Origin of the sequence: Pseudomonas chlororaphis (genome assembly GCA_001023535.1) — a bacterium.
In the GTDB taxonomy this organism is placed as follows: Bacteria; Pseudomonadota; Gammaproteobacteria; order Pseudomonadales; family Pseudomonadaceae; genus Aquipseudomonas; species Aquipseudomonas chlororaphis_E.
This window is the reverse complement of the sequence record CP011020.1, coordinates 2,231,787-2,254,513: the sequence shown is the minus strand read 5'-3', so window position 1 is coordinate 2,254,513 and position 22,727 is coordinate 2,231,787. Positions and strand designations below refer to the sequence as shown.

General features: G+C 64.5%; 20 protein-coding genes and 3 tRNA genes. 15 read left to right on the top strand and 8 right to left on the bottom strand.

Translation table 11 applies throughout. The annotated features are described in order from the left end of the window. Positions 1–15: 15 nt before the first annotated feature. From VM99_09910 to VM99_09900, 3 genes are read right to left on the bottom strand one after another with little or no spacing between them, the layout of a single operon-like run. On the bottom strand, positions 16–1,917 hold the full coding sequence (locus VM99_09910) for a histidine kinase (GenBank protein AKJ98359.1): 1,902 nt from the start codon (positions 1,915–1,917) through the stop codon (positions 16–18). Further along, positions 1,914–2,846, bottom strand: a complete 933-nt coding sequence (locus VM99_09905; GenBank protein ID AKJ98358.1) for an ABC transporter substrate-binding protein — start codon at positions 2,844–2,846, stop codon at positions 1,914–1,916. The genes VM99_09910 and VM99_09905 overlap by 4 nt, the downstream gene beginning before the upstream one ends. Then, positions 2,847–4,973: a TonB-dependent receptor gene (locus tag VM99_09900; GenBank protein AKJ98357.1), complete on the bottom strand. Its 2,127-nt coding sequence runs from the start codon at positions 4,971–4,973 to the stop codon at positions 2,847–2,849. It abuts the gene before it with no gap. A 199-nt stretch (positions 4,974–5,172) separates the two neighbouring features. Here VM99_09900 and VM99_09895 point away from each other — a divergent pair, with 199 nt between their 5' ends. From VM99_09895 to VM99_09860, 8 genes are all read left to right on the top strand, one after another. Beyond that, positions 5,173–6,198: a glycerol-3-phosphate dehydrogenase gene (locus tag VM99_09895; protein ID AKJ98356.1), complete on the top strand. Its 1,026-nt coding sequence runs from the start codon at positions 5,173–5,175 to the stop codon at positions 6,196–6,198. Positions 6,199–6,226: 28 nt separating this feature from the next. Next, positions 6,227–6,574 carry a lipase gene (locus VM99_09890; protein ID AKJ98355.1) on the top strand — a complete coding sequence of 116 codons (348 nt, stop codon included), beginning with the start codon at positions 6,227–6,229 and terminating at the stop codon, positions 6,572–6,574. Beyond that, complete coding sequence (locus VM99_09885) at positions 6,571–7,023, top strand: phosphohistidine phosphatase (GenBank protein AKJ98354.1); 453 nt, start codon at positions 6,571–6,573, stop codon at positions 7,021–7,023. The genes VM99_09890 and VM99_09885 overlap by 4 nt, the downstream gene beginning before the upstream one ends. Positions 7,024–7,232: 209 nt before the next feature. Beyond that, entirely contained in the window at positions 7,233–7,676 is a 444-nt protein-coding gene (locus VM99_09880) for an esterase (protein AKJ98353.1), read from the top strand. Between the two features lie 151 nt (positions 7,677–7,827). Continuing rightward, on the top strand, positions 7,828–8,622 hold the full coding sequence (locus VM99_09875; GenBank protein ID AKJ98352.1) for an alpha/beta hydrolase: 795 nt from the start codon (positions 7,828–7,830) through the stop codon (positions 8,620–8,622). After that, a complete protein-coding gene (locus tag VM99_09870; protein ID AKJ98351.1) occupies positions 8,619–9,470 on the top strand; it encodes an alpha/beta hydrolase in 852 nt (283 codons plus the stop codon). The genes VM99_09875 and VM99_09870 overlap by 4 nt, the downstream gene beginning before the upstream one ends. A 129-nt stretch (positions 9,471–9,599) precedes the next feature. Then, on the top strand, positions 9,600–10,418 hold the full coding sequence (locus tag VM99_09865) for a lipoprotein (GenBank protein AKJ98350.1): 819 nt from the start codon (positions 9,600–9,602) through the stop codon (positions 10,416–10,418). A gap of 60 nt (positions 10,419–10,478) precedes the next feature. Continuing rightward, positions 10,479–11,516 (top strand): lipoprotein, encoded by a 1,038-nt coding sequence (locus VM99_09860; protein ID AKJ98349.1) that lies wholly within the window; start codon positions 10,479–10,481, stop codon positions 11,514–11,516. 138 nt (positions 11,517–11,654) lie between these two features. On the opposite strand, the gene VM99_09855 is transcribed toward VM99_09860, so the two are convergent. The 3 genes from VM99_09855 to VM99_09845 all read right to left on the bottom strand — a co-directional run bounded on the left by VM99_09855 (position 11,655) and on the right by VM99_09845 (position 14,334). Beyond that, a complete protein-coding gene (locus VM99_09855; protein ID AKJ98348.1) occupies positions 11,655–12,389 on the bottom strand; it encodes a histidine kinase in 735 nt (244 codons plus the stop codon). Positions 12,390–12,532: 143 nt separating this feature from the next. Further along, positions 12,533–13,576 (bottom strand): histidine kinase, encoded by a 1,044-nt coding sequence (locus VM99_09850; protein ID AKJ98347.1) that lies wholly within the window; start codon positions 13,574–13,576, stop codon positions 12,533–12,535. After that, the gene (locus tag VM99_09845) at positions 13,576–14,334 is read right to left on the bottom strand and encodes a transcriptional regulator (GenBank protein AKJ98346.1); all 759 of its coding nucleotides are present in this window, start codon (positions 14,332–14,334) and stop codon (positions 13,576–13,578) included. The genes VM99_09850 and VM99_09845 overlap by 1 nt, the downstream gene beginning before the upstream one ends. A gap of 255 nt (positions 14,335–14,589) precedes the next feature. Between VM99_09845 and VM99_09840 the strand changes: the two genes are divergently transcribed. Then, a complete protein-coding gene (locus VM99_09840; GenBank protein AKJ98345.1) occupies positions 14,590–15,324 on the top strand; it encodes an orotidine 5'-phosphate decarboxylase in 735 nt (244 codons plus the stop codon). A gap of 125 nt (positions 15,325–15,449) precedes the next feature. On the opposite strand, the gene VM99_09835 is transcribed toward VM99_09840, so the two are convergent. Further along, on the bottom strand, positions 15,450–16,454 hold the full coding sequence (locus tag VM99_09835; GenBank protein AKJ98344.1) for an NADP-dependent oxidoreductase: 1,005 nt from the start codon (positions 16,452–16,454) through the stop codon (positions 15,450–15,452). Positions 16,455–16,678: 224 nt separating this feature from the next. Between VM99_09835 and VM99_09830 the strand changes: the two genes are divergently transcribed. The 3 genes from VM99_09830 to VM99_09820 all read left to right on the top strand — a co-directional run bounded on the left by VM99_09830 (position 16,679) and on the right by VM99_09820 (position 21,118). Further along, positions 16,679–17,440: a short-chain dehydrogenase gene (locus tag VM99_09830; GenBank protein AKJ98343.1), complete on the top strand. Its 762-nt coding sequence runs from the start codon at positions 16,679–16,681 to the stop codon at positions 17,438–17,440. 205 nt (positions 17,441–17,645) lie between these two features. Further along, entirely contained in the window at positions 17,646–19,043 is a 1,398-nt protein-coding gene (locus tag VM99_09825) for a GntR family transcriptional regulator (protein ID AKJ98342.1), read from the top strand. A 110-nt stretch (positions 19,044–19,153) separates the two neighbouring features. Beyond that, positions 19,154–21,118 (top strand): chemotaxis protein, encoded by a 1,965-nt coding sequence (locus VM99_09820; GenBank protein AKJ98341.1) that lies wholly within the window; start codon positions 19,154–19,156, stop codon positions 21,116–21,118. A 142-nt stretch (positions 21,119–21,260) separates the two neighbouring features. Here the strand turns inward: VM99_09820 and VM99_09815 are convergent, their stop codons facing one another. Beyond that, complete coding sequence (locus VM99_09815; GenBank protein ID AKJ98340.1) at positions 21,261–22,019, bottom strand: hypothetical protein; 759 nt, start codon at positions 22,017–22,019, stop codon at positions 21,261–21,263. Between the two features lie 371 nt (positions 22,020–22,390). Between VM99_09815 and VM99_09810 the strand changes: the two genes are divergently transcribed. The 3 genes from VM99_09810 to VM99_09800 all read left to right on the top strand — a co-directional run bounded on the left by VM99_09810 (position 22,391) and on the right by VM99_09800 (position 22,725). Then, positions 22,391–22,466: transfer RNA gene (locus VM99_09810), tRNA-Glu, on the top strand. A 2-nt stretch (positions 22,467–22,468) separates the two neighbouring features. Next, positions 22,469–22,544: transfer RNA gene (locus tag VM99_09805), tRNA-Gly, on the top strand. Positions 22,545–22,649: 105 nt separating this feature from the next. Further along, positions 22,650–22,725: transfer RNA gene (locus VM99_09800), tRNA-Glu, on the top strand. Positions 22,726–22,727: the final 2 nt, after the last annotated feature.

Below are 22,727 nucleotides of genomic sequence, written 5' to 3'. Positions count from 1 at the left end.
CAGTCGCAGATGGTCCTAGCCCATCCAGCGCTGCAGAATCTGCTGCAGGTCAATCCGTTTGAACGGCTTGGCCAGGTAGTCGTTCATGCCGGCGGCCAGGCAGGCTTCGCGGTCGCCCTGCAAGGCGTTGGCGGTCAGGGCGATGATCGGTACTGCGTCGCGCCCCGGCAACCGGCGGATCTGGCGCGTGGCCTCGTAGCCATCGATGATCGGCAGCCGGCAATCCATGAGAATCGCCTCGAATGCCTGGCTTTCGGCACTGCGCACGGCCTGGGCGCCGTCGGTGGCGACACTGACGGTGAAGCCCAGGCTGCGCAGCATGGCCTGGGTGACGGTCTGGTTCACCGGGTTGTCTTCCACCAGCAGGATGTTGCGGCCCGCGCCGTCGCCTTTGTCGGCCGGCTGCTGCGCCGCCAGCACCGGCGGCGTCTGCCGCGACAGCGCCAGCGGGATCTCCAGGGTGAACACCGAGCCGTGGCCTTCCTCGCTCTGGGCGCGCAGCGTCCCGCCCATGCGTTCGGCCAGGGTGCGGGCGATCGGCAGACCGAGGCCGGTGCCGCCGTAGCGCCGGGAAATCGAGCTGTCGGCCTGCTGGAAGGCGTCGAACATGCGCTCCAGGGTCTCGGCGGCAATCCCGATGCCGCTGTCGCGCACGGTGCAGGTGAACCACAGCAGCTCGTGGTCGAGGGCCTGCCACTGGCATTGCACGGTCACTTGGCCTTGCTCGGTGAACTTCAGGGCATTGCCGATCAGGTTCACCAGGATCTGGCGTATGCGCGTCGGATCGCCCTGGACCTGCAAGGCCTGCATGTCCTCGGGAATCAGCAACTCCAGGCCCAGCTGGCGTTGTGCGGCGCTGTGCTGGAACGACTGGGCGCAACTGCCCACCAGTTCCGCCAGGTTGAACGCAATGTGTTCCAGTTCCAGGGCCGAGCGTTCGATGCGCGAGAAGTCGAGGATGTCGTTGATCACCTTGAGCAGGTGCTCGGTAGACTCCGACGCCAGGGTCGTGTACTCGTGCTGCTCGTCGCTCAGGCGGGTGGTTTCCAACAGTTGCAGCATGCCCAGCACGCCGTTCATGGGCGTGCGCAATTCATGGCTCATCATCGCCAGGAACTCGGACTTGGCGCTGTTGGCTTTTTCCGCTTCCTCACGGGTCTGGATCAGTTGCGCGATGGTCTGGTGCTGTTCCCGGCTGGCTTGCTCCAGGCCGTCGGCCAGGTTGTTGATGTGCCGTGACAAGGCCCCCAGCTCCGCATCGTCGACGATGGGCAGCGGGGTGCTGTAGTCCCCTTGCTGGATGGCCTTGACCGCGTTGCCGATGTCGCGGATCGGCTGCGACAGGTCGGTCGCCAGGCGGCGTGCCACCAGGAAGGTGAACAGCAGGGCGAACAGCGCCAGGATCGCCGCCTTGAACAGGATCTCCTGTTGCCGCTGGCTGAAGGCGTCGCTGGACATGCCGACGATCACTCGGCCCAGGTAATCCTCCACCGGCGCCTCGACGGATGTGCTGTTGCCCTGCAGGAAGTCATTGTTCAGGGTGATGCGTTGCAGGCGCACCGGGGACTGGAAGACCTCGATCTGCTGGGAGTGGCTGCGAGCCTGCTCGGGCTGTTCGACGTACACCAGCACCTTGCCGGTGCTGTCCTGCACTTCGAGAAAGCGCACGTGGGGCGTCGCCAGGGTCGCCGTGAGCAAGCTTTCGAGGACATCGTTGTTACCGGAAATGACGCCATACTCCGTGGCCGGCGCCAGTTGGTTGGCGATCAGTTGCCCGGTGTGATTGAGTTCCTGGCGCAAGTCCTGGATCCGCACGAAGGTGAAGAAGCTGATCAACAGGACGGTCAGCAGCAACGCCGGGCCGAGGGCGATGAGCTGGGTGCGGGTGTTGATGTCCCAACGGCGACGCAAGGTCATGGGCGGTGTTCTCCTTCGGCCAACGTTGCAGCGACGGATTCGGCATCAATCGGTTCGATCCCCAGCGAGCGGGTGACCTGGCGGTTGCCCAGGACTTTGAAACGGGCCGGGTACAACGTGCGCGGCCAAGTCGTGGCGGGGCGATCGAGCAGTTCGTCGAGGATCGCCAGCCAGTCGTCCTGGTCGCTGTAGGTGCTCGCCAGGCTGCCGGCCTTGACGAAGGCGGCGCTGGGGCCGATCAACGGTCGTTGCCGGGCGTAGCTGCTGAGCAACAGGTTTTTCACGGTCTTGGGGTTGTACAGGTCGGGGTCGTCGAGGCCCAGCAGCACGTCGCTCTGGCCCAGCAGGTTTTGCAGGGGGCGGCTGTCAGCGGTGTCGTCCCAGCGTTCGGTGACGATTTCCAGGCCCAGCGGCGCGGCGGCCTGGCGGATGTCGTTGAGCAAAAACTCGCTGTGCCCGTCGTACAGCACGCCGACCCGGCGCAACTGCGGCAGGATCGCGCGGATCAGGCGCAACTGCCGCGCCACCGGCGGGTCGCTCCATAGCAGGCTCAGGTGATTGGGCGTTGCCTCGCCCAGGCGGTCGCGGGCTTGCAGGCGGCTGATGCGCAGCACCAGCGTGGCCGGCCCGCGGGTGTCTTGCAGGCGCCAGTCCAGGCTGGGCAGGTCGAGCAGGACCAGGCGGACATTGGCGGGCAGCTTATCGGGCGTCGGCAGGCTGGCCAGCGGCGTGAATCGCACACTGTCTTCCGGACGCAGGGCTTTCAGGGCCTGGGTAAAGGACTGCACGCCGGGGCTGTCCTCGGCGCCGGTGAGCACGATCTCGGCGGCCCGGGCCTGGATCGCCGTCAGCCCGACCATGAGCAACAGCCCCAGCGCCAGCCTTCGGCAGCCACGCAATGGCGTCCTTCGTGCAGGGGCCCGGCACATTTAGAAGGACAACTCTGCGCTGAAATACAGCACATGGCGGGAATCGTAGCGGTTGTCGACGAACGTGGTCGGTTCGTCGTCCAGGCGCTGTTGCAGGGTGCCCGCCAATTCCAGGCTGGCCTTGCCCAGGGGAATGCGCCGGGCGACCCGCGTGTCGACCCGTTCGAAGCGGTAGCCGTCCAGGGCGTTGGCGGCGTAATAGAACACCGCGCTGTTCCAGCCCTGGCCCCAGTCCCGCAGCCAGCCGGCCGAACCGCTGTTGCGGGCGGTCAGTTGCTCGTCGAGGGGGTTGCTCGCCTGGGCGTCGACGTAGGCGTAGGTCAGGCGCAGGCGGTCGGCGCCGGTCATGCGCCAGTCGAACTGGGTTTCAGCCCCGGAGAACTGTGACTGGTTGCTGTTGCTGGCGATGTATTGGTTGTTGCGCAGCGGTTCGCTGATCATGCCGGTGATTTCGTCGTGGAACAGCTTGACATCGACAGTCAGGCCCAGGTCCATGAAATAGCCGTTGTAGCCCAGCTCCCGGGAACGCATGTGTTCCTGTTCCAGGTTGCCCGGGCCACGGGTCACGACGAAATAGCGGGCGCTGCGCTGGCCGAAGGCGGACGGCTGCAGATTGGTGACCTGGTAGCTCCAGTTGACGTTGTTCTCGAACATGTCCGGCGAGCGCACGGCTTCGGAGTACACCGCGCGCAGGCCATGGCGCGGGGTGATCAGGTAGTTGACGGCCACCCGGGGCGTCAGCGAGCTGCCGGTCAGGCGCGCGTCCTCGAACATGGCGCCACCCTGCAGTAGCCAGTGTTCGCTGGCCCGCCATTCGAGTTGGCCGAACAGGCGCCAGGTGGTGTCGTCCAGCGTGCCGTTGAAGTACGTCTCGGAGTCGGCCCGGTCGTAGCGGTAATTCGCCCCGGTCACCAGTCGCAGGCTGTCGGACAGGCTCAGGGTGTCCTGGATTTCCAGGTCGTAGCGCGATTCACGGGTGCTCTGGTCGATGTCCCCGCACAGGGTTTGAGAGGCGCCGTTGCGCCACTGGTCGATCACCTGGTTGGCCAGTGCCTGTTCCTGCGGCGTGCCGCCGGGTGGCGCGCCGGTGCGGGTGAAGGACGGCATGTTGCGCGCCAGCTTCTCGGCGTAGTTGGGGTTGAGCTGCCACAGGTCGGTCAGTTGCGGGCTGAAGGAGACTTCGGCGTCACAGGCCCGCCAGGTCTGCTGGCGATCCCAGTGCTGGATCGAGCCTTGTACATAAAGGCTGTGGTCGGGGTCCAGGTCGAGGTTCCAGCGCAGCGAACCGGCGTAGTCCTTGGCGATGACGTCGGAGTTATCCCCAGCGGCGGTGATCCCGGCAAACACCGGGTGGTAGGTGTAGGGCCGCTGGTTGGTGCCGTCCTTGGCGTTCAATTGCCAGTCGATGCTCTGTCGTTCGTCCAGGGTCTGGCTGACCGACAGGTTGAAGCGCTCCAGGCGACGGCTGTCGCGGTAGTCCGCCCCGTTGCGGTCACTGTCGAAGCCGTCGTCTTCCTGGCCGGACAACGACAGGCGCAGGTCGCCGCCTTCCCAACCGCTGCCCTGGCTGGCGTACCAGTCGCTGATGCCGCGCTGGCCGCGCGTGATCTTCAGGCGGGTGCCGTGGCTGTCGGCCGGGGCGCGGGTGATGATGTTGACCACGGCCATCAGCGCGTTGGCGCCGTAGCTGACGGTGTTGGGGCCCCGGAAGACTTCAATTCGCTCGATGTCTTCCATGGCCACCGGAATGTCGCTCCAGTCCACGGTGGCCAGGCCGGCGCGGTACACCGAGCGGCCGTCGATCAGCACCTGCATGCGCCGGGCTTCGCTGGCGTTGGTGCCGTGGTAGTTCACGGCGGCCTGGTTGCCGCTGATGTTGCCGACCATCATGCCCGGCACCAGCCGCAGCAGCTCGCTGATGTCGCGGGCGCCGCTGGCCTTGATCAATTCGCTGTCGAGCACGGTCATGCTGCCGGGCACGGCCGCCGGCGATTGCTTGAGCCGGGTGGCCGTCAGCACCTGGGGCAGGGGCTGGCTGTCCACGAACAGGTCGTCGCCCAGCACTGGCGGGCTGATGATCAGCGCCAATAGCAGGGTCGAACCGGAGCGGGAAGGGCCAACGGGCACGGTGCAGCCTTTGATAATAGGAGAATGGCGCGCATGGTAACTGAGCTGAACGACTTTTCCATTCACGTTGACAGCATTTTCCTAGGAATTGATGGTCAGCTTCCTACAGTCGTCGGTAATTGTTGCCGGGGCTGGTCGCGCTGCGGCCGCTCCGTATAATGCCCCGCATTGCCACTTGGTATGGATGAACGGATTGCATATGACTGATCAGCGCCCGATTGCGGTCCTGGGAGGCGGGAGCTTCGGAACCGCCGTGGCCAACCTGCTGGCCGAGAATGGCCACCCGGTGCGCCAATGGATGCGTGACCCGGAGCAGGCCGAGGCCATCCGGGTCAACCGCGAGAACCCGCGTTACCTCAAGGGCATCAAGATCCGCCCGGAAGTGGAACCGGTCACCGACTTGCAGGCGACCCTCGACGACAGCGAGCTGTTTTTCGTCGCCTTGCCGTCCAGCGCCTTGCGCGCGGTCCTGGCGCCCCACGCTGAACGCCTGAGCGGCAAGTCGTTGGTGAGCCTGACCAAGGGCATCGAGGCGCAGACGTTCAAGCTGATGAGCGAGATTCTCGAAGACATCGCCCCCAAGGCCCGCATCGGGGTGATTTCCGGGCCGAACCTGGCGCGCGAGATCGCCGAGCACGCGTTGACCGCGACGGTGGTGGCCAGTGAAGACGAAGCGCTGTGCCAGCAGGTCCAGGCTGCGCTCCATGGCCGCACCTTTCGCGTCTATGCCAGTGCCGATCGCTTTGGCGTGGAGCTGGGCGGGGCGCTGAAGAACGTCTATGCGATCATCGCCGGCATGGCGGTGGCGCTGGGCATGGGCGAGAACACCAAGAGCATGCTGATCACCCGGGCGCTGGCGGAAATGACCCGCTTTGCCGTCAGCCAGGGCGCCAACCCGATGACGTTTTTGGGCTTGGCCGGGGTCGGCGATCTGATCGTCACCTGTTCGTCACCCAAGAGCCGCAACTATCAGGTCGGGTTTGCCCTCGGCCAGGGCCTGAGCCTTGAAGAAGCCGTCTCGCGCCTGGGCGAAGTGGCCGAGGGGGTCAACACCCTCAAGGTGCTCAAGGCCAAGGCCCAGGAGGCCGGGGTGTACATGCCGCTGGTGGCCGGGTTGCATGCAATTCTGTTCGAGGGGCGTACGCTGGAGCAGGTGATCGAATTGCTGATGCGCGGCGAGCCGAAGACCGACGTCGATTTCATTTCCACCAGCGGTTTCAACTGAGTCTTTTGACCGCAAGCAGGAGCGAGCCATGAACGATCCGAAAGGACAACCCCAATACGAATCCATCCTGCTGCGTGTGCTGTGGATGGTGATCTACCTGCTGGTCTGGCAGGTGGCGCAGTTCATCCTGGGCGCCGTGGTGCTGGTGCAGTTGATCTATCGGCTGATCTACGGCGCGCCCAGCGCCAGCCTGATGAATTTCGGTGACAGCCTGAGCCAGTTCCTGGCGCAGATCGGTCGTTTTGGCACTTTCCACAGCGACCAGAAGCCATGGCCGTTCGCCGATTGGCCCACTCCGCGCACGCCCGAAGGTGAAGCGCCGCACGTCGTGGCACCGGCCGCGCATCCGGTCCGGGACGAAGAGCCCAAGCTATGAAACTCTGGGTATTGCGTCATGGCGAGGCCGAGCCCTACGGCAACTGTCCCGATCCCGAGCGGGCCCTGACCGAACACGGGCGCGAGCAAGTGCTGCACAGTGCCGCGCACCTGATCGGCCAGCCGTTGGCGGCCATTTACGTCAGCCCGTACCGGCGTGCCCAGCAGACCGCGCAACTGGTGCGCCAAGCGCTGGGGTTCGAGCCGCAGCTGATCACGGTCAACTGGCTCACGCCGGAGACACGGCCGCAAAAGGTTTTGGAACACCTGGCGGACCAGGCCCCGGTGCTGCTGGTCAGCCACAACCCGCTGGTGGGCAGCCTGCTGGGCCTGCTGCAACACGGCCACCTGCAACAACCCGAACAGGTGCAGACCGCCGGCCTGGCCGAACTGGAAGGCGACCTGCCGCTGGCCGGGGCGATGACGCTCAAGGCCCTGCGGCACCCCTAGGCTGTGTTTGAAAAGTCTTGAGACGAAGGTCAGGCAAGGCGAAAACCGGCGAGGAACGGCCGGGGTCGCGCTCGACTTTACTGGAGTAAATGAGCATTCCGAGCCGGTTTTCAACGCAGCATGAACGAGTATCAAGGCTTTTCAGACAGAGCCTAGGCTGTGTACGAAATGCAAGCGGCCACAATAACAACGATAAAGGAATGAACACGATGAGTCTGTGGCGCAACACCCCCAACCTCGAACAACTCAACGCCGCCGGTAAAAACACCATCAGCGAAGTGCTCGACATTCGTTTCGAGTCGTTCGACGACGAGTCCCTGACCGCGAGCATGGTGGTCGATCACCGCACCCACCAACCCTTCGGCCTGCTGCATGGCGGCGCGTCGGTGGTGTTGGCCGAGACGGTCGGGTCCATGGCCGCTTACCTGTGCGTGGACACCAGCAAGTTCTACTGCGTGGGCCTGGAGATCAACGCCAACCACCTGCGTGGCGTGCGCAGCGGACGGGTCACCGCCACGGCACGGATGGTCCACCTGGGCCGCACCACGCAGGTCTGGGACATCCGCTTGACCAACGACGACGGCAAGCTCAACTGCGTATCGCGCCTGACCATGGCGGTGGTGCCGCTCGGCGAGCAACCGCCGGCGCGGTGAAGCGCTGGGAGCTGCAAGCTATCAACTTGAGGCTTGCAGCTTCTGTCTATAGCCCAAGCTCGACTGTCATCATTCCTGGCAGTTACGGTCATTGCCGCGTCGGTGGCTTGTGCGCAGAATCGGTGCCAGTTCCCCCAATGGATCGGCTGTCATGTCGCAACAGGTATTTTTCGCCCACGCCAACGGTTTCCCCTCGGCCACCTACGGCAAGCTGTTCGCCGCGCTGGCGCCGCAGTACGAGGTCGCGCACCTGGAACTGCACGGCCACGATCCGCGCTTTCCGGTGGACGACAACTGGCACAACCTGGTGGACGAATTGATCCATCACCTGGAACGCCAGCCGGCGCCGGTATGGGGTGTCGGCCATTCCCTGGGTGGTGTGCTGCACCTGCACGCGGCGTTGCGATGCCCGCACTTGTACCGAGGCGTGGTCATGCTCGATTCGCCGGTGCTGACCCGCACCGACCGGTGGGTGATCCTGGCCGCCAAGCGCCTGGGCTTCATTGATCGCCTGACCCCGGCCGGCCGGACCCTGGGCCGGCGCGAGGAGTTCGCCGACCTGGCCTCGGCGCGGCAGTATTTCGCCGGCAAGACGCTGTTCCGCGGCTTCGACCCGGATTGCTTTGACGCTTACCTGCAACACGGCCTGCAGCCGGTGGGCGACCGCTTGCGGTTGCGCTTCGACCCGGCCACGGAAATCAGCATCTATCGCGGCGTGCCGCACACCAGCCCGGGCCGGCCCCGCACGCTCCAGGTGCCGCTGGCAGTGGTGCGTGGCCGGCAGAGTCGCGTGGTGATGCGCCATCACACTCGATCGGTGCGGCGCATGCCCCATGGCGAAGCCCTGAGCATGCCCGGCGGCCATATGTTCCCCCTGGAGCGGCCGCAAGACACGGCCAACCTGCTCAAGGACCTGTTCCAGCGTTGGCAGGGGCATCGCCCATGAGCACGGTCGAAGAGGTCCGCCTGAGCCTGCCGCATATCGAGTTGGCAGCCCACCTGTTCGGCCCGGAAGAGGGCCGTCCGGTGATCGCCCTGCACGGCTGGCTGGACAACGCCAACAGTTTCGCCCGGCTGGCCCCGCGGCTGGCGGGCTTGCGGGTCATCGCCCTGGACATGGCCGGCCATGGTCATTCCGGGCATCGGCCGGCCGGTGCCGGTTACGCGCTCTGGGACTATGCCCATGACGTGCTGCACGTCGCCGAACAACTGGGCTTGAAACGTTTCGCCCTGTTGGGGCACTCCATGGGCGCCATTGTTTCGCTGGTGCTGGCCGGCGCCTTGCCGGAGCGGGTGACGCACCTGGGGCTGATCGACGGCGTCATCCCGCCCACCGCCCAGGGCGATGGCGCGGCCGAACGCATGGGCATGGCCCTGCAAGCGCAAATGGATTTGCAGCACAAACGCAAACCGGTCTACAAAACCCTCGACCGGGCCATCGAGGCACGCATGAAAGGCCTGGTGGCGGTCAGTCGCGAGGCGGCCGAGCTGCTGGCCCAGCGCGGACTGATGCCGGTGCCTGGTGGCTACACGTGGCGCACCGACAACCGCCTGACCTTGCCATCGCCGCTGCGCCTGACCGACGAGCAGGCCATGGCGTTCGTGGCACGGGTCGCCTGTCCCGCGCACCTGGTGGTGGCGGCCGACGGCATGCTGGCGCGGCACCCGGAGTTGCTGGAGCGTCTACCCTTCAGTCATGAGCAGTTGCCGGGCGGCCATCATTTGCACCTGAATGACGAAGGCGGCGCCGCGCTTGTAGCAGACTGTTTCAATCGGTTCTTCAGCGTTTCTTGACTTGCGCCGGGCAACTGTCGAGGCTGGGCGGGTTGAAAGGGAGACAACCATGACAGACCGCTGCTTACCCGCCCCGTGGTGCACCGACGACGCTTGTCGCGTCCGGGCGCTCCAGGCCACGTCGATCCGATGAAATCATCCGTCCATTCACTCGTCCTGCTGGCGCTGGCCTGCTTCAGCCCGGCATCGTTCGCTGCCGATGTGCCGGGCAGTCGCGACCTGGAGGGCGTGCCACGCATGCCCGATGCCCAGATCGTCGATTACCGGCAAACCAATGACCTGGAACGCGTCTATCCCATGGGCTCGATCCGCCGAATCAGTGGCCAGTTGCGTTTCGACGGCCAGGTCGACGCCCGGGGCAACGTGACCTCGGTCACCTACGAACTGCCGCCCGAACATTCCGCGACCCAGGCCTTCACGGCGGCGCGCGAAGCGTTGCAGAAGCAGGGTGCCGAGCTGTTGTTCTGGTGCCAGGCCCGCGATTGCGGCGAAAGCAGCCTGTGGGCCAACGAGGTCTTCGGCAACGCCAAGCTCTACGGTGCCGACAACGGCCAGGCCTACCTGCTGTTGCGCCTGGCGCCCCCGGCGGACAACACCTTGATTGCGCTCTATGGCATCACCCGCGGCAATCGCAAGGCCTACCTGCACGTCGAACAGTTTGCGGCGAATGCCGCGCTGGGGGATTTGCTGCCCACCTCGGCGACCCTGCTGCGCCAGCTCAAGGACACCGGGGTGCTCGACTTGCCGCGCCTTGGCGGTGAGCCGGACGATACCTGGCTGCGCCTGTTGTCCCGGGCATTGAACCTGGATACGGGGCTGCGGGTCAGTATTGCCGGCCCTCGGGCCGAAGAGTGGCGGCAGGCGCTGGCGGGCCAGGGGGTGCGGGCCGCGCGCCTGGAAACCGCCAGTGGCGACGCGGCGGGCCTGCATCTGGAACTGCTGCGATAAGCTGTGGCGGGTCGCGGGCCTCACGCCGTGGCCCGCCCTGGACATTTTTCGAGACCTTACATGCTCAATAACGATCGGCTGTTGGTGCAGATTCTGCTCCTGGTGTTGTTCGGCGCAAGCCTCTGGGTGATGGCGCCGTTCTGGTCGGCGCTGTTCTGGGGGGCGGTGCTGGCGTTTGCCAGTTGGCCGTTGATGCGCCTGCTGACCCGCTGGGTCAATGGTCGCGAGTCCCTCGCGGCGGGGCTGTTGACGGTGGGGTGGATGCTGTTGGTGGCGGGGCCGCTGGTGTGGCTGGGGTTCAACCTGGCCGATCATGTGCGCGATGCCACGGCGTTCATCCGCGACGTGCAGGTCGATGGCCTGCCCGACGCACCGGCCTGGCTGGGCGGCTTGCCGCTGGTGGGTGGGCGGCTGGTGGCGATCTGGAACAGCATCGACCAGCAGGGCGCGGCGATGATGGTCACCCTCAAGCCGTACCTGGGACAGGTCGGCAACTGGTTGTTGGCCCGCAGCAAGCAGATTGGTGGCGGCATGCTCGAACTGACCCTGAGCATCGTGTTCGTATTTTTCTTCTATCGCGATGGCCCGCGCCTTGCGGCGTTCGTCCATGGATTGCTGGAGCGCCTGATCGGCGACCGCGCCGGTTACTACATCGAGTTGGTGGCCGGGACGGTACAACGGGTGGTCAATGGCGTGATCGGCACTGCGGCGGCCCAGGCCCTGCTGGCCTTGATCGGCTTCCTGATCGCTGGCGTGCCGGGCGCGCTGGTGCTGGGGATCGTCACGTTCCTGCTCAGCCTGATCCCCATGGGCCCGCCGCTGGTCTGGATTCCGGCCACGGCCTGGCTGGCGTGGAAAGGCGAGTACGGGATGGCGGTGTTCCTCGGCATCTGGGGCACGTTCATCATCAGCGGCGTGGACAACGTGCTCAAGCCCTACCTGATCAGCCGGGGCGGGAACCTGCCGTTGGTCATCGTGCTGCTGGGCGTGTTCGGCGGGTTGATTGCCTTCGGCTTCATCGGCCTGTTCATCGGCCCGACCTTGCTGGCGGTGGCGTACAGCCTGTTGACGGACTGGAGCAAAAGCCAGGCACGCTAGCTTGAACAGCACCTTCCGGAACCCAAAACCGTGGCGAATCGGGCGGCCCAGCGGGCGCCGGCGCCCTCGCCACGGAGTCTTCTAAGCCCTGAGGTCGACGCGTAGCCTGACGCCCTCGCCGCCAGGTTCGCCGTCGTCTCAGGTCGCCACGTTCAGGTGCTTGCCCACGGTCGCGACGCTGTCCAGCGAGTACTGCCGGCTGAGGTTGGCGATCATCCTGCCCAAGGCCTCGCTGGCACTGTCCTGGTTGGTGGTGCTGTCGCTGTCGCGGTTCGCCTGCAAGGCGCTGGTCAGTTCGCTGGCGGTGATGCTGCCGTCGTCATCGGCATCGAGCTGGCTGAACAGCTCGTCGCTGGAGGCCTGTTGAGGGGGCGGCGATGGGGCGAGGCTGGCGGCGAGTTCGTCGGCGCTGACGGTGCCGTCCTCATTCTTGTCCAGGGCCGAGAACACCTGTTGGCTATCGGCATTGCTGCCGGCACTGGCCAGACCGCTGCTTAATTCGTCGCTGCTGACCACGCCGTCACCGTCGGTGTCCAGCGCGCTGAGCAACGCATCGGCCAGTTCGGTATCGGGCGCCTGGTTCCGCGGTGGCGGTGGTGGCGGGGCCATCGCCGCCATTTCCTCGCTGCTCAAGTCACCACTGCCGTCACTGTCCAGGTCGTCGAAGTTGTCGCTCAGGCTGACCAGGATACCGTCGTCGCTTTTTTGCGACAGGGCGCTGCTCAGTTCATCCTGATCGATCGAACCGTCGTCGTTGCTGTCGAGCCGGCCAAGCAGTTCCTTCTGGAATGACTGGCCGTGGGCACTGTGGGTCGAGGTATTGCTGGTGCTGGTGTATGACGCGTAATTGCTGGCGCTGACGCTGCCGATCATGGGCACTCTCCTTGGGCTGGTGTTGCCGGCGGGTGCACCGGCTCAAGCAGCGTCGGCGGGCCAGTTGTCGTGGGTGTGTGGCGTTTGTATCGCAGGCCATACACAGCCCCGGCTCACCCTTGAACCCTGTGGGAACTGAGGGCTCAGGTGCGTGGCAGGTGGATGACGGCCGTCAATCCGCCGCCCGGTGTTTCTTCCAGGTTCAACTGCCCGCCGAGGCGTTCGGCGGCTTCCCGGGCGATGGTCATGCCCAGGCCGACGCCGCCGGAGTTGCGGTTGCGCGAGCCTTCCAGGCGATAGAAGGGTTCGAACACCGCTTCACGCTTGTCTGGGGCAATGCCGGGGCCGTGGTCGATGACCCGGATCAGCACCCGGTCGCCCTGGTCGTCCAGGGTGATCAAGGCGTGGCCCGCATAGCGCAGGGCATTGTCCATCAGGTTGTTGACGCACGAGCGCAGCGCCATCGGCTGCACGTGCAGCGGCGCGCACGCGCCACTGGCCTGTACGTCGGCGCCCTGGTCCTGAGCGTTTTCGCTCAGCGATTCCACCAGGGCCTGCACGTCCATCCATTGCAAGGCTTCGCTGGTGCGCTGTTCATGCAGGTAGGTGAGGGTGGCATCGAGCATGCCGATCATGTCGTCCAGGTCCTGGCGCATCTGGCCTTGCAGCTTTACGTCGTCGATCTGCTCCAGGCGCAGCTTGAGCCGCGACAGCGGCGTGCGCAGGTCGTGGGACACCGCGCCGAGCATGCGTGAACGCTGCTGCACCTGCTCGCGAATCCGTTGCTGCATCAGGTTGAACGTATGGGCTGCCTGGCGCGCCTCGCGTGGGCCGTCCTCGGCCAGCGGCGGGCTGTCGAGGTCTTCGCTCAGGCGTTCGGCGGCGTTGCTCAGGCGCTGGATCGGCCGGGTCAACAGCTTGGCGCCATACCAGGCGGCCACGATCAGGAACACGAACTGCAACGTCAGCGGCACCACCGGCCCGCCGAACCACGGACGCTCGGCATGCTCGGGCGGAGGGCCGAAGGGCGGAGGGCCGTCGCCATGCTGGGTAAACCCGGGTGGCGGTCCGGGCGGCGGTTTGTCGTAGACGGAAAACCAGGCAAAGGCCAACAGGTGCGCCAGGACAATCGCCAGCAGCAGGACGCCAAACAGCCGGCCGAACAGGGAGTCGAGGCGCAGCCGCATCAACCGATGTCCCGGGCGTCGAACAGATAGCCCTCGCCACGCACGGTCTTGATCAATTGCGGGGCCTTCGGGTCGTCGCCCAGTTTCTGGCGCAGGCGCGAGACCAGCAGGTCGATGCTGCGGTCGAACGCCTCGATGGAGCGTCCACGGGCGGCGTCCAGCAGTTGTTCGCGGCTGAGCACCCGGCGCGGTCGTTCGATGAACACCCACAGCAGGCGGAACTCGGCGTTGGACAGCGGCACCACCAGCCCGTCGAGAGAAATCAGTTGGCGCAGCACGCTGTTGAGCCGCCAGTTATCGAAGCGGATGTTGGCCCGTTGTTCGCTGCGGTCGTCGCGTACCCGGCGCAGGATGGTCTGGATACGGGCCACCAGCTCCCTGGGCTCGAACGGTTTTGCCATGTAGTCATCGGCACCCAGTTCCAGGCCGATGATGCGGTCGGTGGGTTCGCAGCGGGCAGTGAGCATCAGGATCGGGATGTCCGATTCGGCCCGCAGCCAGCGGCACAATTGCAGGCCGTCTTCACCAGGCAGCATCAGGTCGAGCACGACCACGTCGAAGTGCTCGGCCTGCAACGCCTGGCGCATGGCCGCGCCATCGGTCACACCGCTGGCGCGTATGCCGAAGCGGGCCAGGTAATCGATCAGCAGTTCGCGGATCGGCACATCGTCGTCGACGATCAGCGCCCGGGTGTTCCAGCGCTTGTCGTCGTCGCACGCTTTGTGATCATCGGCATTTGCAACAGGGGTGTTCTGCATGGATGCATCATCTGCCAGGTAAGCTGCCAATCGCAAAGGAGGCGGCAAGGTTGAGGCTTCAGCATAGGCTTCGGACCGTGAGGCGTGAAGCGCTGAAAGGACGGGGTGCGGCGGCAGACGGTAGCGTGCCGGCGTATTGGGGGCGTGTCAGCCCTGTATCGACTTCGACACAAAGGCCGGGATCGTCCATGCTCGGGGTGGACGCGGTGAGATTTACCGATCATCGGGTCCCCCAGCGGCGCTGGTTCCGCTACAATGCGCGCCGATTTCGACTTGCCTGAGAGCCCGCTCATGTCCGCCTGCCAGACGCCCATCATCGTCGCCCTGGATTTCCCTACCCGTGACGCCGCCCTTAAGCTGGCCGACCAGTTGGACCCCAAGCTCTGCCGGGTCAAAGTCGGCAAGGAACTGTTCACCAGTTGCGCGTCTGAAATCGTCGGCACCCTGCGTGACAAGGGGTTCGAGGTGTTCCTGGACCTGAAATTCCACGACATCCCCAACACCACCGCCATGGCCGTGAAGGCCGCGGCCGAGATGGGCGTCTGGATGGTCAACGTGCACTGTTCCGGCGGCCTGCGCATGATGGCGGCCTGCCGCGAAGTGCTGGACCAGCGCAGTGGCCCGCAACCGCTGTTGATCGGCGTAACCGTGCTGACCAGCATGGAGCGCGAGGACCTGGCCGGGATCGGCCTGGACATCGAGCCTCAGGAACAAGTGCTGCGCCTGGCAGCGCTGGCCCAGAAAGCGGGTCTGGACGGTTTGGTCTGCTCGGCCCTGGAAGCCAATGCACTGAAGACCGCGCACCCGTCGCTGCAACTGGTGACCCCGGGGATTCGCCCGGCGGGCAGCGCCCAGGACGACCAGCGCCGTATCCTGACCCCGCGCCAGGCGCTGGACGCCGGTTCCGACTACCTGGTGATCGGCCGTCCGATCAGCCAGGCCGTCGATCCGGCCCAGGCGCTGGCGGCGGTCGTGGCCGAACTGGCCTGACCTGATACCGAAGATCCCTGATGTGGGAGCGAGCTTGCTCGCGATAGCGGTATGTCAGTCAATATCAATGTTGACTGACAGGGCCCCTTCGCGAGCAAGCCCGCTCCCACATCAGGTGTTTTGTGTCAGACCTTGAGTACCAACTTTCCGAAGTTCTCCCCGCTGAACAGTTTGGTCAGGGTTTCGGGGAACGTCTCCAGGCCTTCGACGATATCTTCCTTGCTCTTGAGTTGCCCCTTGGCCATCCAGCCCGCCATTTCCTGGCCGGCGGCGGCGAACTGCGCGGCATGGTCCATGACCACGAAGCCCTCCATGCGCGCCCGGTTGACCAGCAGCGACAGGTAGTTGGCAGGGCCCTTGACCGCTTCCTTGTTGTTGTACTGGCTGATGGCGCCGCAGATCACCACGCGGGCCTTGAGGTTCAAGCGGCTGAGCACGGCATCGAGGATGTCGCCGCCGACGTTGTCGAAATACACGTCCACGCCCTTGGGGCATTCGCGCTTGAGGCCAGCCTGGACGTCTTCGCTCTTGTAGTCGATGGCCCCGTCGAAGCCCAGTTCATCGATCAGGAACCTGCATTTGTCGGCCCCGCCGGCGATCCCCACCACGCGGCAGCCCTTGAGCTTGGCGATCTGCCCGGCAATGCTGCCTACCGCACCGGCGGCGCCCGACAGCACGACCGTCTCGCCGGCCTTTGGCGCGCCCACATCCAGCAGGGCGAAATAGGCCGTCATGCCGGTCATGCCCAGCGCTGACAGGTAGCGCGGCAGCGGGGCCAGTTTCGGATCGACTTTGTAGAAACCCCGTGGCTCGCCGAGGAAGTAATCCTGCACCCCCAGCGCGCCGTTGACGTAGTCCCCCACCGCAAACCCCGGGTTGTTCGACGCAATCACCTGGCCAACCCCCAAGGCTCGCATCACTTCGCCAATGCCCACTGGCGCGATGTACGACTTGCCCTCGTTCATCCAGCCGCGCATGGCCGGGTCCAGGGACAGGTATTCGTTTTTTACCAGGATCTGGCCGGCGGCCGGTTCGCCGACCGGTACTTGCTGATAAGTGAACGTCTCGCGGGTCGCCGCGCCCACCGGGCGCTTGGCGAGCAGGAATTGGCGATTGGTCTGGGCAGTCATGGCTGGCACTCACGATGAATGAAGCCTTGTTGATAGCCCTTCGAGACGATTGCCGCAAGGTTTGCCGGCCCAGCGAATGCACTTCGATCCAACGCAGTGATAGTGGCGCCGGGCTCGTTATCACTGGCGCCCATGAGCCATCCACCGGCGCCTGGATAGTGCTGCCGCGCTGCACGGGGCCGTGGCTACACTGGCGAAACACCGCATTCTTCGAGGAACTGACAATGAGCATGACGTTTTCCGGGCAGGTCGCCGTGGTCACGGGCGCTGCCGCAGGCATTGGCCGGGCGACCGCCCAGGCCTTCGCCGCGCAAGGCTTGAAGGTGGTGGCGGCCGACCTGGATGTGGCGGGCGGCGAGGGCACGGTGCAGGCGATTCGCGAGGCGGGCGGCGAGGCGGTGTTCGTGCGTTGTGACGTGACGCAGGAAAGCGATGTGCAGAACCTGATGAATGAGGTGATCCACGCCTACGGTCGTCTCGACTACGCCTTCAACAACGCCGGGATCGAGATCGAGAAGGGCAAGCTGGCCGACGGCACCGTCGATGAGTTCGACGCCATCATGGGGGTCAACGTGAAGGGCGTCTGGCTGTGCATGAAATACCAGTTGCCGTTGCTGCTGGCCCAGGGCGGCGGGGCCATCGTCAATACGGCCTCGGTGGCGGGCCTGGGTGCGGCACCGAAAATGAGCATCTATGCGGCCTCCAAGCATGCGGTGATCGGCCTGACCAAATCGGCGGCCATCGAGTACGCCAAGAAAAAAATCCGCGTGAATGCGGTGTGCCCGGCCGTGATCGACACCGACATGTTCCGGCGAGCCTATGAAGCGGACCCGAAGAAAGCTGACTTCGCTAATGCCATGCACCCGGTGGGACGGATCGGCAAAGTCGAAGAGATTGCCAGCGCCGTGCTGTACCTGTGCAGCGATGGCGCGGCCTTTACCACCGGCCATTCCCTGGCGGTGGACGGCGGTGTCACGGCGTTCTGAGGACGTGTCACCTGGCTTGTAGGAAAAAGCCCGCACTGGTTGCGGGCTTTTTCTTGGTTGGTCGAAAAAGCACCGACGCGGTCCATCAAAGTATTTCAAAGGGTGTGAAACGGCTGCTTTGGCGGGTTTGTCGTACATCGCCGCAGGGCCGCCTGTGCTTAACTGTTTCCGGAAATAAAACAAACGCTTAGGAGTCTGGTCACTCATGGAATTGAGAATCGACCGACAGGCCCTGGTGCCTGTCGTGCAGCAAATTGTCGACGCGCTGACCGGCTGGATCCGCCAGGACGCCGTGCAGCCGGGCACGCGCTTGCCGTCTATCCGGCAACTGGCACGGCAGAACCTGCTCAGCCAGTCGAGTGTCAACGAGGCCTGTGAGCGTCTGGTCGCCCAAGGGGTGTTGGCGTCCCGGCATGGCTCAAGCTTCTTCGTCGCGCCACCGCCTTCCCTCGGCCTCGCATCCAACGACGGAACCTGCCCGGAACACCCGCCGCTGGCACGCGGCGGCCTTGCCGACAACTCGGCGTGGGCGCTGAAGCTGGGGGCCGGCGGGCTGCCTGAGCGCTGGCGCGAAAGCGACGACCTGGGCTATGCGATCCGCCAGGTCACCCGCACCGACATGGCGGGGCTGTTCAGCTACAGCACGTCGTTGGGCTTGCCCGCCCTGCGTGAGCAACTGTCCCGGCGCTTGAAGCAACTCAATATCGAGGCCGCGCAAGACCTTATCCTGAGCACCCACGGCGCTACCCAGGCGTTGGACCTGATCGTGCGGACACAGCTGGCGCCGGGCAGTTGCGTGGTGGTGGAGAGCCCCGGCTACCCGAAACTGTTCGAGCTGCTGAGGCTGCACGGCATCGACATGCTCGAACTGCCCAGGACCCCTCGAGGCCCGGACGTCGAGGCTTTGCAGACTCTGCTGGCGACGCATCGGCCCCGTGCGCTGTTCGTCAACAGCGCCTGCCATAACCCGACCGGCAGCAGCCTGTCCCTGGGGGTGGCGCAACGCTTGTTGGCGCTGGCCCGGGAACACGGGATGCTGGTGATCGAAGACGATGTCTACGCCGATTTCCAGGGTTCGACACGCACCCGCCTGGCGGCCCTGGATGCCGATGTGATCTATGTAGGCAGTTTTTCAAAAACCCTGAGCAGTTCGTTGCGAGTCGGGTTCGTGGTGGCGCCTGCGCCCATCATCGCCCGGCTCAGTGAGGTCAAGGAGGTCACGAGCCTGGGCGTTTCACGGTTCAGCGAAGCGGTGCTGGCCAATCTCCTGGCCAACGGTGCCTATCGCAAGCTGGTGCAGCGCCAGCGGCAGCGTTTGGGGGGCGACATGGCGGCTGTGTTGCAGGTGCTGGAGGAGGCCGACTGGGAGGTGTTCGGCAAGCCGACCGGGGGGCTGTTCATCTGGGCACGCCCACCGTTATGCGACTACGCTGGAGTGCAGCGTCTGGCCAAACGGTTCGGTGTGCAGCTGTCTTCGCCCACGGCCTTCAGCCCTTCAGGCGCCGACAGCCAGTGGCTGCGGATCAATGTGGCTTATGCCTGTGATCCGAGGGCGTTGGCGTTTTTCCGGGGCGCGGCCCTGGATCGACCTCGAGTGTCCTGAAAACGACGCGGCTGTAGCTTTTTGCCATTATTCCGACGCCAGCATCTTGTGTTGCAGGGCGTCTCGTTGCGAATCTGCGAACAACACACACTGGCAGAGGACTGAGCGCAATGATTTCGGCCGTGCAAGGACGTTTTGCCAACCTGGGTATGGCAAAGAAACTGGGTATCGGGTTTGTCCTGGTATTGTTGCTCACGGCCGTGGTCGCGGCCATTGGCGTGTGGTCCTTGCGCACCATCAGCCTGCGTTTCGACGGACTCAAGCAGATGTCCTCCCTCAATAGCGAACTGCTGAAGGTGCGCTTGCTCGAGCAGGAATACGCCTTGCGCTCCGACCCCAAGACGGCCGACACCCTGCGCAAGGGGGTCGACGGCCTGGTGGCCCAGGCCGATGCGCTCAAGGCCCAGACACCTGAAAACCTGTCGGTGATGAACGATGTGCAACAGGCGCTGGCGGATTACCGCAAGGCGTTCGATGAATTCGTCGGGTTGAGCCAGAGCAAGGACCTGGCGCTGGAAATGGCCAGTTGGTCGGTGTCCAGTGTCGCCAACAACCTGGACGTGTTGCAGGCCGGTCTGGCGGACGACGGCGCCTACACCCTGAAGGATTCCGAGGGCAAGGAGGGCGCCGAGTTCATCGAGCAGGCCAACCAGGTCAGCGAAGTGTCACGGTTGATGCTGCAGGCCATGAACGAAGCGCGCGTACGCCTGGACCAGAGCCGCAAAGGCAGCGAGGACGCCGGGCAAGGCCCGATCGAGCAGGCCGAGCAAGCCATGAAGCAGGCCGAGGCGCTCAAGACCCAGGTCAAGGACCCGGGCTACCAGACCGTGCTCAACGAGGTGGCCGGGCACATTGCCGGTTTCAACACGCAACTGGCCGAGTACACCGGCCTGTTGGCGAAGGAAAAAGGCGTCTACCAGGAACTTCACGAGCGTGCCGGCCAAGTGGTGGAGCGGGTCAACCAGGCCTACGCCGCCGAAGACCATGCCATGCAGGCGGAGTTGAAAAAGAACTCGCTGTTGATCATCGGCTCGTCGGCCCTTGCCCTGCTGGTGGGGTTGATTGCCGCCTGGGTCATTACCCGGCTGATCGTCGCGCCGCTGCGCAGCGTCATCCGCGTGGCCCAGCAGATCGCGGCGGGGGACCTGAGCGCCACGGTGCAGGTGACGCGCCGGGATGAGATCGGCCAGTTGATGCTCGCCATGCAGCAGATGGGCGCGGGGCTGAGCGGCATCGTCAGCGGCTTGCAGGCGGGTATCGAACAGCTCGCCAACTCCGCGCAATCGCTGTCGGCCGTGACCGAACAGACCAACCTGGAAGTCAGCAGCCAGAAAGAGGAGACCGAGCAGGTTGCCACGGCCATGAACCAGATGACCGCCACGGTGCATGACGTGGCCCGCAATGCCGAGGAAGCGGCCCTGGCGGCGCAGACGGCCGATGACAAAGTCGAGAGCGGCCAGCAGGTGGTGCGCCAGAGCATGGTGCGTATCGAGCAGTTGGCCGACTCGGCCACGTCGGCCAGTTCCAGTATCGAAAGCCTCAGTGCCGAGATCCAGAACATCGGCACGGTGCTGAGCGTGATCAAGAGCGTCGCCGAACAAACCAACCTGCTGGCGCTCAACGCTGCCATCGAGGCCGCACGCGCTGGCGAGCAGGGTAGGGGGTTTGCGGTGGTGGCTGACGAGGTGCGGGCCCTGGCCAGACGCACGCAGCAGTCCACCGAAGAGATCGAGCGGTTGGTGAGCGCATTGCGTTCAGCGGCCCAGGCTTCCGTGCAGCAGATCCAGAGCAGCGGCGAGCTGGTGAAGATGGCTGTCAGCGATGCGCTGCAAACCGAAAGTGCCTTGGGCAGCATTGCCGCGGCGGTGTCGTTGATTCAGCAGATGAACCAGCAGATCGCGGCGGCGGCCGAACAGCAGAGTTCGGTGGCCGAAGAGATCAACCGCAGCGTCACCAGTATCCGTGCCAGCGCCGATCAATCGTCCCTGGCGATGCAAGGCAATGCCGCTTCCAGCATCGAGCTGGCGCAGTTGGGGGTTGAGTTGAAGGGGATGGTGGGGCATTTCAGGCTGTGAGCCGCCATAGCTGGCTCACCGATGGAGGAGCGCGTAGCGAGGAGGGGATCCACTGTCGAGCACGCAGCGCTCGTACATTCCAGGGCTGCCGCGCAGCCCTGCGGGTATAAATCCCCTCGTCACCCTGAGGTTCGACGAGGTCTCAGTCGTAGACCTTCTTCTTCTTCCACTCGTCGTTCATTTCGTCTTCCTTCAAGCCTTCGGTCAACTGGTTGACCTCGCCTTCGACCGGCTTGGTGCTGGCCAGGACCATTGCGTTGGCGCGGGCCAGGAGCTTTTCGAGGTAGTCGAGCTGTTCGGCGTAGACCTGGGGCTCCTGCTGTTTGCGCAGATACTGCACGCCGCGTTCGAACGCCAGGCGGGCCTGGCCCGGTTGTTCCTGTTGCAAGGCTTGCTGGCCGAGGTTGTTGAAGAACTCGATGTGCAGCAGGACCAGGATGTGCCGCACTTCGCGGACCCAGCGCTTGGCTTCATTGGGCGGCAGGAAGCCGTCCTGGGCGGCACGGGTGATCTGGCCGTGGAGGGCTTCGAGCAGGAAGCGAACGTCCTTGGCCTTGGCTTCGGTCAGGATCGGTGCCGGCGGATTGCCCACCGGGATCGATTCACCTTGTGCTGCCAATGCGGTCAGTTCGTCCAGGCGTGCCTTGACCGCGGTATTGGTCTTGTCCAGATTCAGCAGACGCTGGCAGACGTTCATCTCAAGGCGCGTCAGCAGCAGTTTCAAGGCCGGCGTCATCAATTGCCCGGGGAAGGTTTCGGTGAGTTCGCCACAGCGCCGCATCCGGTCGTTGAGTTCAACCTTGGTGCGGACCTTTTCCAGCTTGTTGTTTTCCACCACATGGTTCATGTAGCCAATGGCGATCAACAGTGCGATCCCGGCTACGACGAGCAGGGTGATCATGAGTGGTGTCACCGGTAAGACCTCTTTATTGGGGTACGCATGTCATGAGTGTAGTGGCTTGGCTTTTAAGCGCATAGGCCTGAGCGGCGCGATTAGACGGGCGTCGTGCTGTTTATAGGGAATGCGGCTCAATGGCTGCACATTGCCACTATTTGCCGGATGCGACTATAGCGCCTTGGCGGGCGACAGAATATAGGCGTCAGAGACCGGGCGAGCAAAATCGGCGAATCGCCCTCAAACCCTGGGAAGTCATTGATTTAAATAAATTTATATCTGGGGGTTGACGACCTCCCAATCCATCCATAGAATGCGCGCCACTTACAGCGTAAAGCACTCAGCGAAACGCGATAAGCAGTGAATGTTGTACGTGTGTCCCCTTCGTCTAGTGGCCTAGGACACCGCCCTTTCACGGCGGTAACAGGGGTTCGAGTCCCCTAGGGGACGCCAATGCGGGAATAGCTCAGTTGGTAGAGCACGACCTTGCCAAGGTCGGGGTCGCGAGTTCGAGTCTCGTTTCCCGCTCCAATTTTAAACAGCGTTGCTTTCGGGCAGGGCTGAGTGAAACCAGAAACGTCATTTTCGGATGCGGGTCTGGGCACTGGAACACACACCATGTGTTCCGGGCAGCGTGTCCCCTTCGTCTAGTGGCCTAGGACACCGCCCTTTCACGGCGGTAACAGGGGTTCGAGTCCCCTAGGGGACGCCATT

Excerpts from the sequence above, each read along its gene's own strand:
- VM99_09910 (AKJ98359.1), bottom strand. The coding sequence starts at position 1,917 with ATGACCTTGCGTCGCCGTTGGGACATCAACACCCGCACCCAGCTCATC.
- VM99_09905 (AKJ98358.1), bottom strand. The coding sequence starts at position 2,846 with ATGTGCCGGGCCCCTGCACGAAGGACGCCATTGCGTGGCTGCCGAAGG.
- VM99_09895 (AKJ98356.1), top strand. The coding sequence starts at position 5,173 with ATGACTGATCAGCGCCCGATTGCGGTCCTGGGAGGCGGGAGCTTCGGA.
- VM99_09890 (AKJ98355.1), top strand. The coding sequence starts at position 6,227 with ATGAACGATCCGAAAGGACAACCCCAATACGAATCCATCCTGCTGCGT.
- VM99_09885 (AKJ98354.1), top strand. The coding sequence starts at position 6,571 with ATGAAACTCTGGGTATTGCGTCATGGCGAGGCCGAGCCCTACGGCAAC.
- VM99_09880 (AKJ98353.1), top strand. The coding sequence starts at position 7,233 with ATGAGTCTGTGGCGCAACACCCCCAACCTCGAACAACTCAACGCCGCC.
- VM99_09875 (AKJ98352.1), top strand. The coding sequence starts at position 7,828 with ATGTCGCAACAGGTATTTTTCGCCCACGCCAACGGTTTCCCCTCGGCC.
- VM99_09870 (AKJ98351.1), top strand. The coding sequence starts at position 8,619 with ATGAGCACGGTCGAAGAGGTCCGCCTGAGCCTGCCGCATATCGAGTTG.
- VM99_09865 (AKJ98350.1), top strand. The coding sequence starts at position 9,600 with ATGAAATCATCCGTCCATTCACTCGTCCTGCTGGCGCTGGCCTGCTTC.
- VM99_09860 (AKJ98349.1), top strand. The coding sequence starts at position 10,479 with ATGCTCAATAACGATCGGCTGTTGGTGCAGATTCTGCTCCTGGTGTTG.
- VM99_09855 (AKJ98348.1), bottom strand. The coding sequence starts at position 12,389 with ATGATCGGCAGCGTCAGCGCCAGCAATTACGCGTCATACACCAGCACC.
- VM99_09850 (AKJ98347.1), bottom strand. The coding sequence starts at position 13,576 with ATGCGGCTGCGCCTCGACTCCCTGTTCGGCCGGCTGTTTGGCGTCCTG.
- VM99_09845 (AKJ98346.1), bottom strand. The coding sequence starts at position 14,334 with ATGCAGAACACCCCTGTTGCAAATGCCGATGATCACAAAGCGTGCGAC.
- VM99_09840 (AKJ98345.1), top strand. The coding sequence starts at position 14,590 with ATGCGCGCCGATTTCGACTTGCCTGAGAGCCCGCTCATGTCCGCCTGC.
- VM99_09835 (AKJ98344.1), bottom strand. The coding sequence starts at position 16,454 with ATGACTGCCCAGACCAATCGCCAATTCCTGCTCGCCAAGCGCCCGGTG.
- VM99_09830 (AKJ98343.1), top strand. The coding sequence starts at position 16,679 with ATGAGCATGACGTTTTCCGGGCAGGTCGCCGTGGTCACGGGCGCTGCC.
- VM99_09825 (AKJ98342.1), top strand. The coding sequence starts at position 17,646 with ATGGAATTGAGAATCGACCGACAGGCCCTGGTGCCTGTCGTGCAGCAA.
- VM99_09820 (AKJ98341.1), top strand. The coding sequence starts at position 19,154 with ATGATTTCGGCCGTGCAAGGACGTTTTGCCAACCTGGGTATGGCAAAG.
- VM99_09815 (AKJ98340.1), bottom strand. The coding sequence starts at position 22,019 with ATGATCACCCTGCTCGTCGTAGCCGGGATCGCACTGTTGATCGCCATT.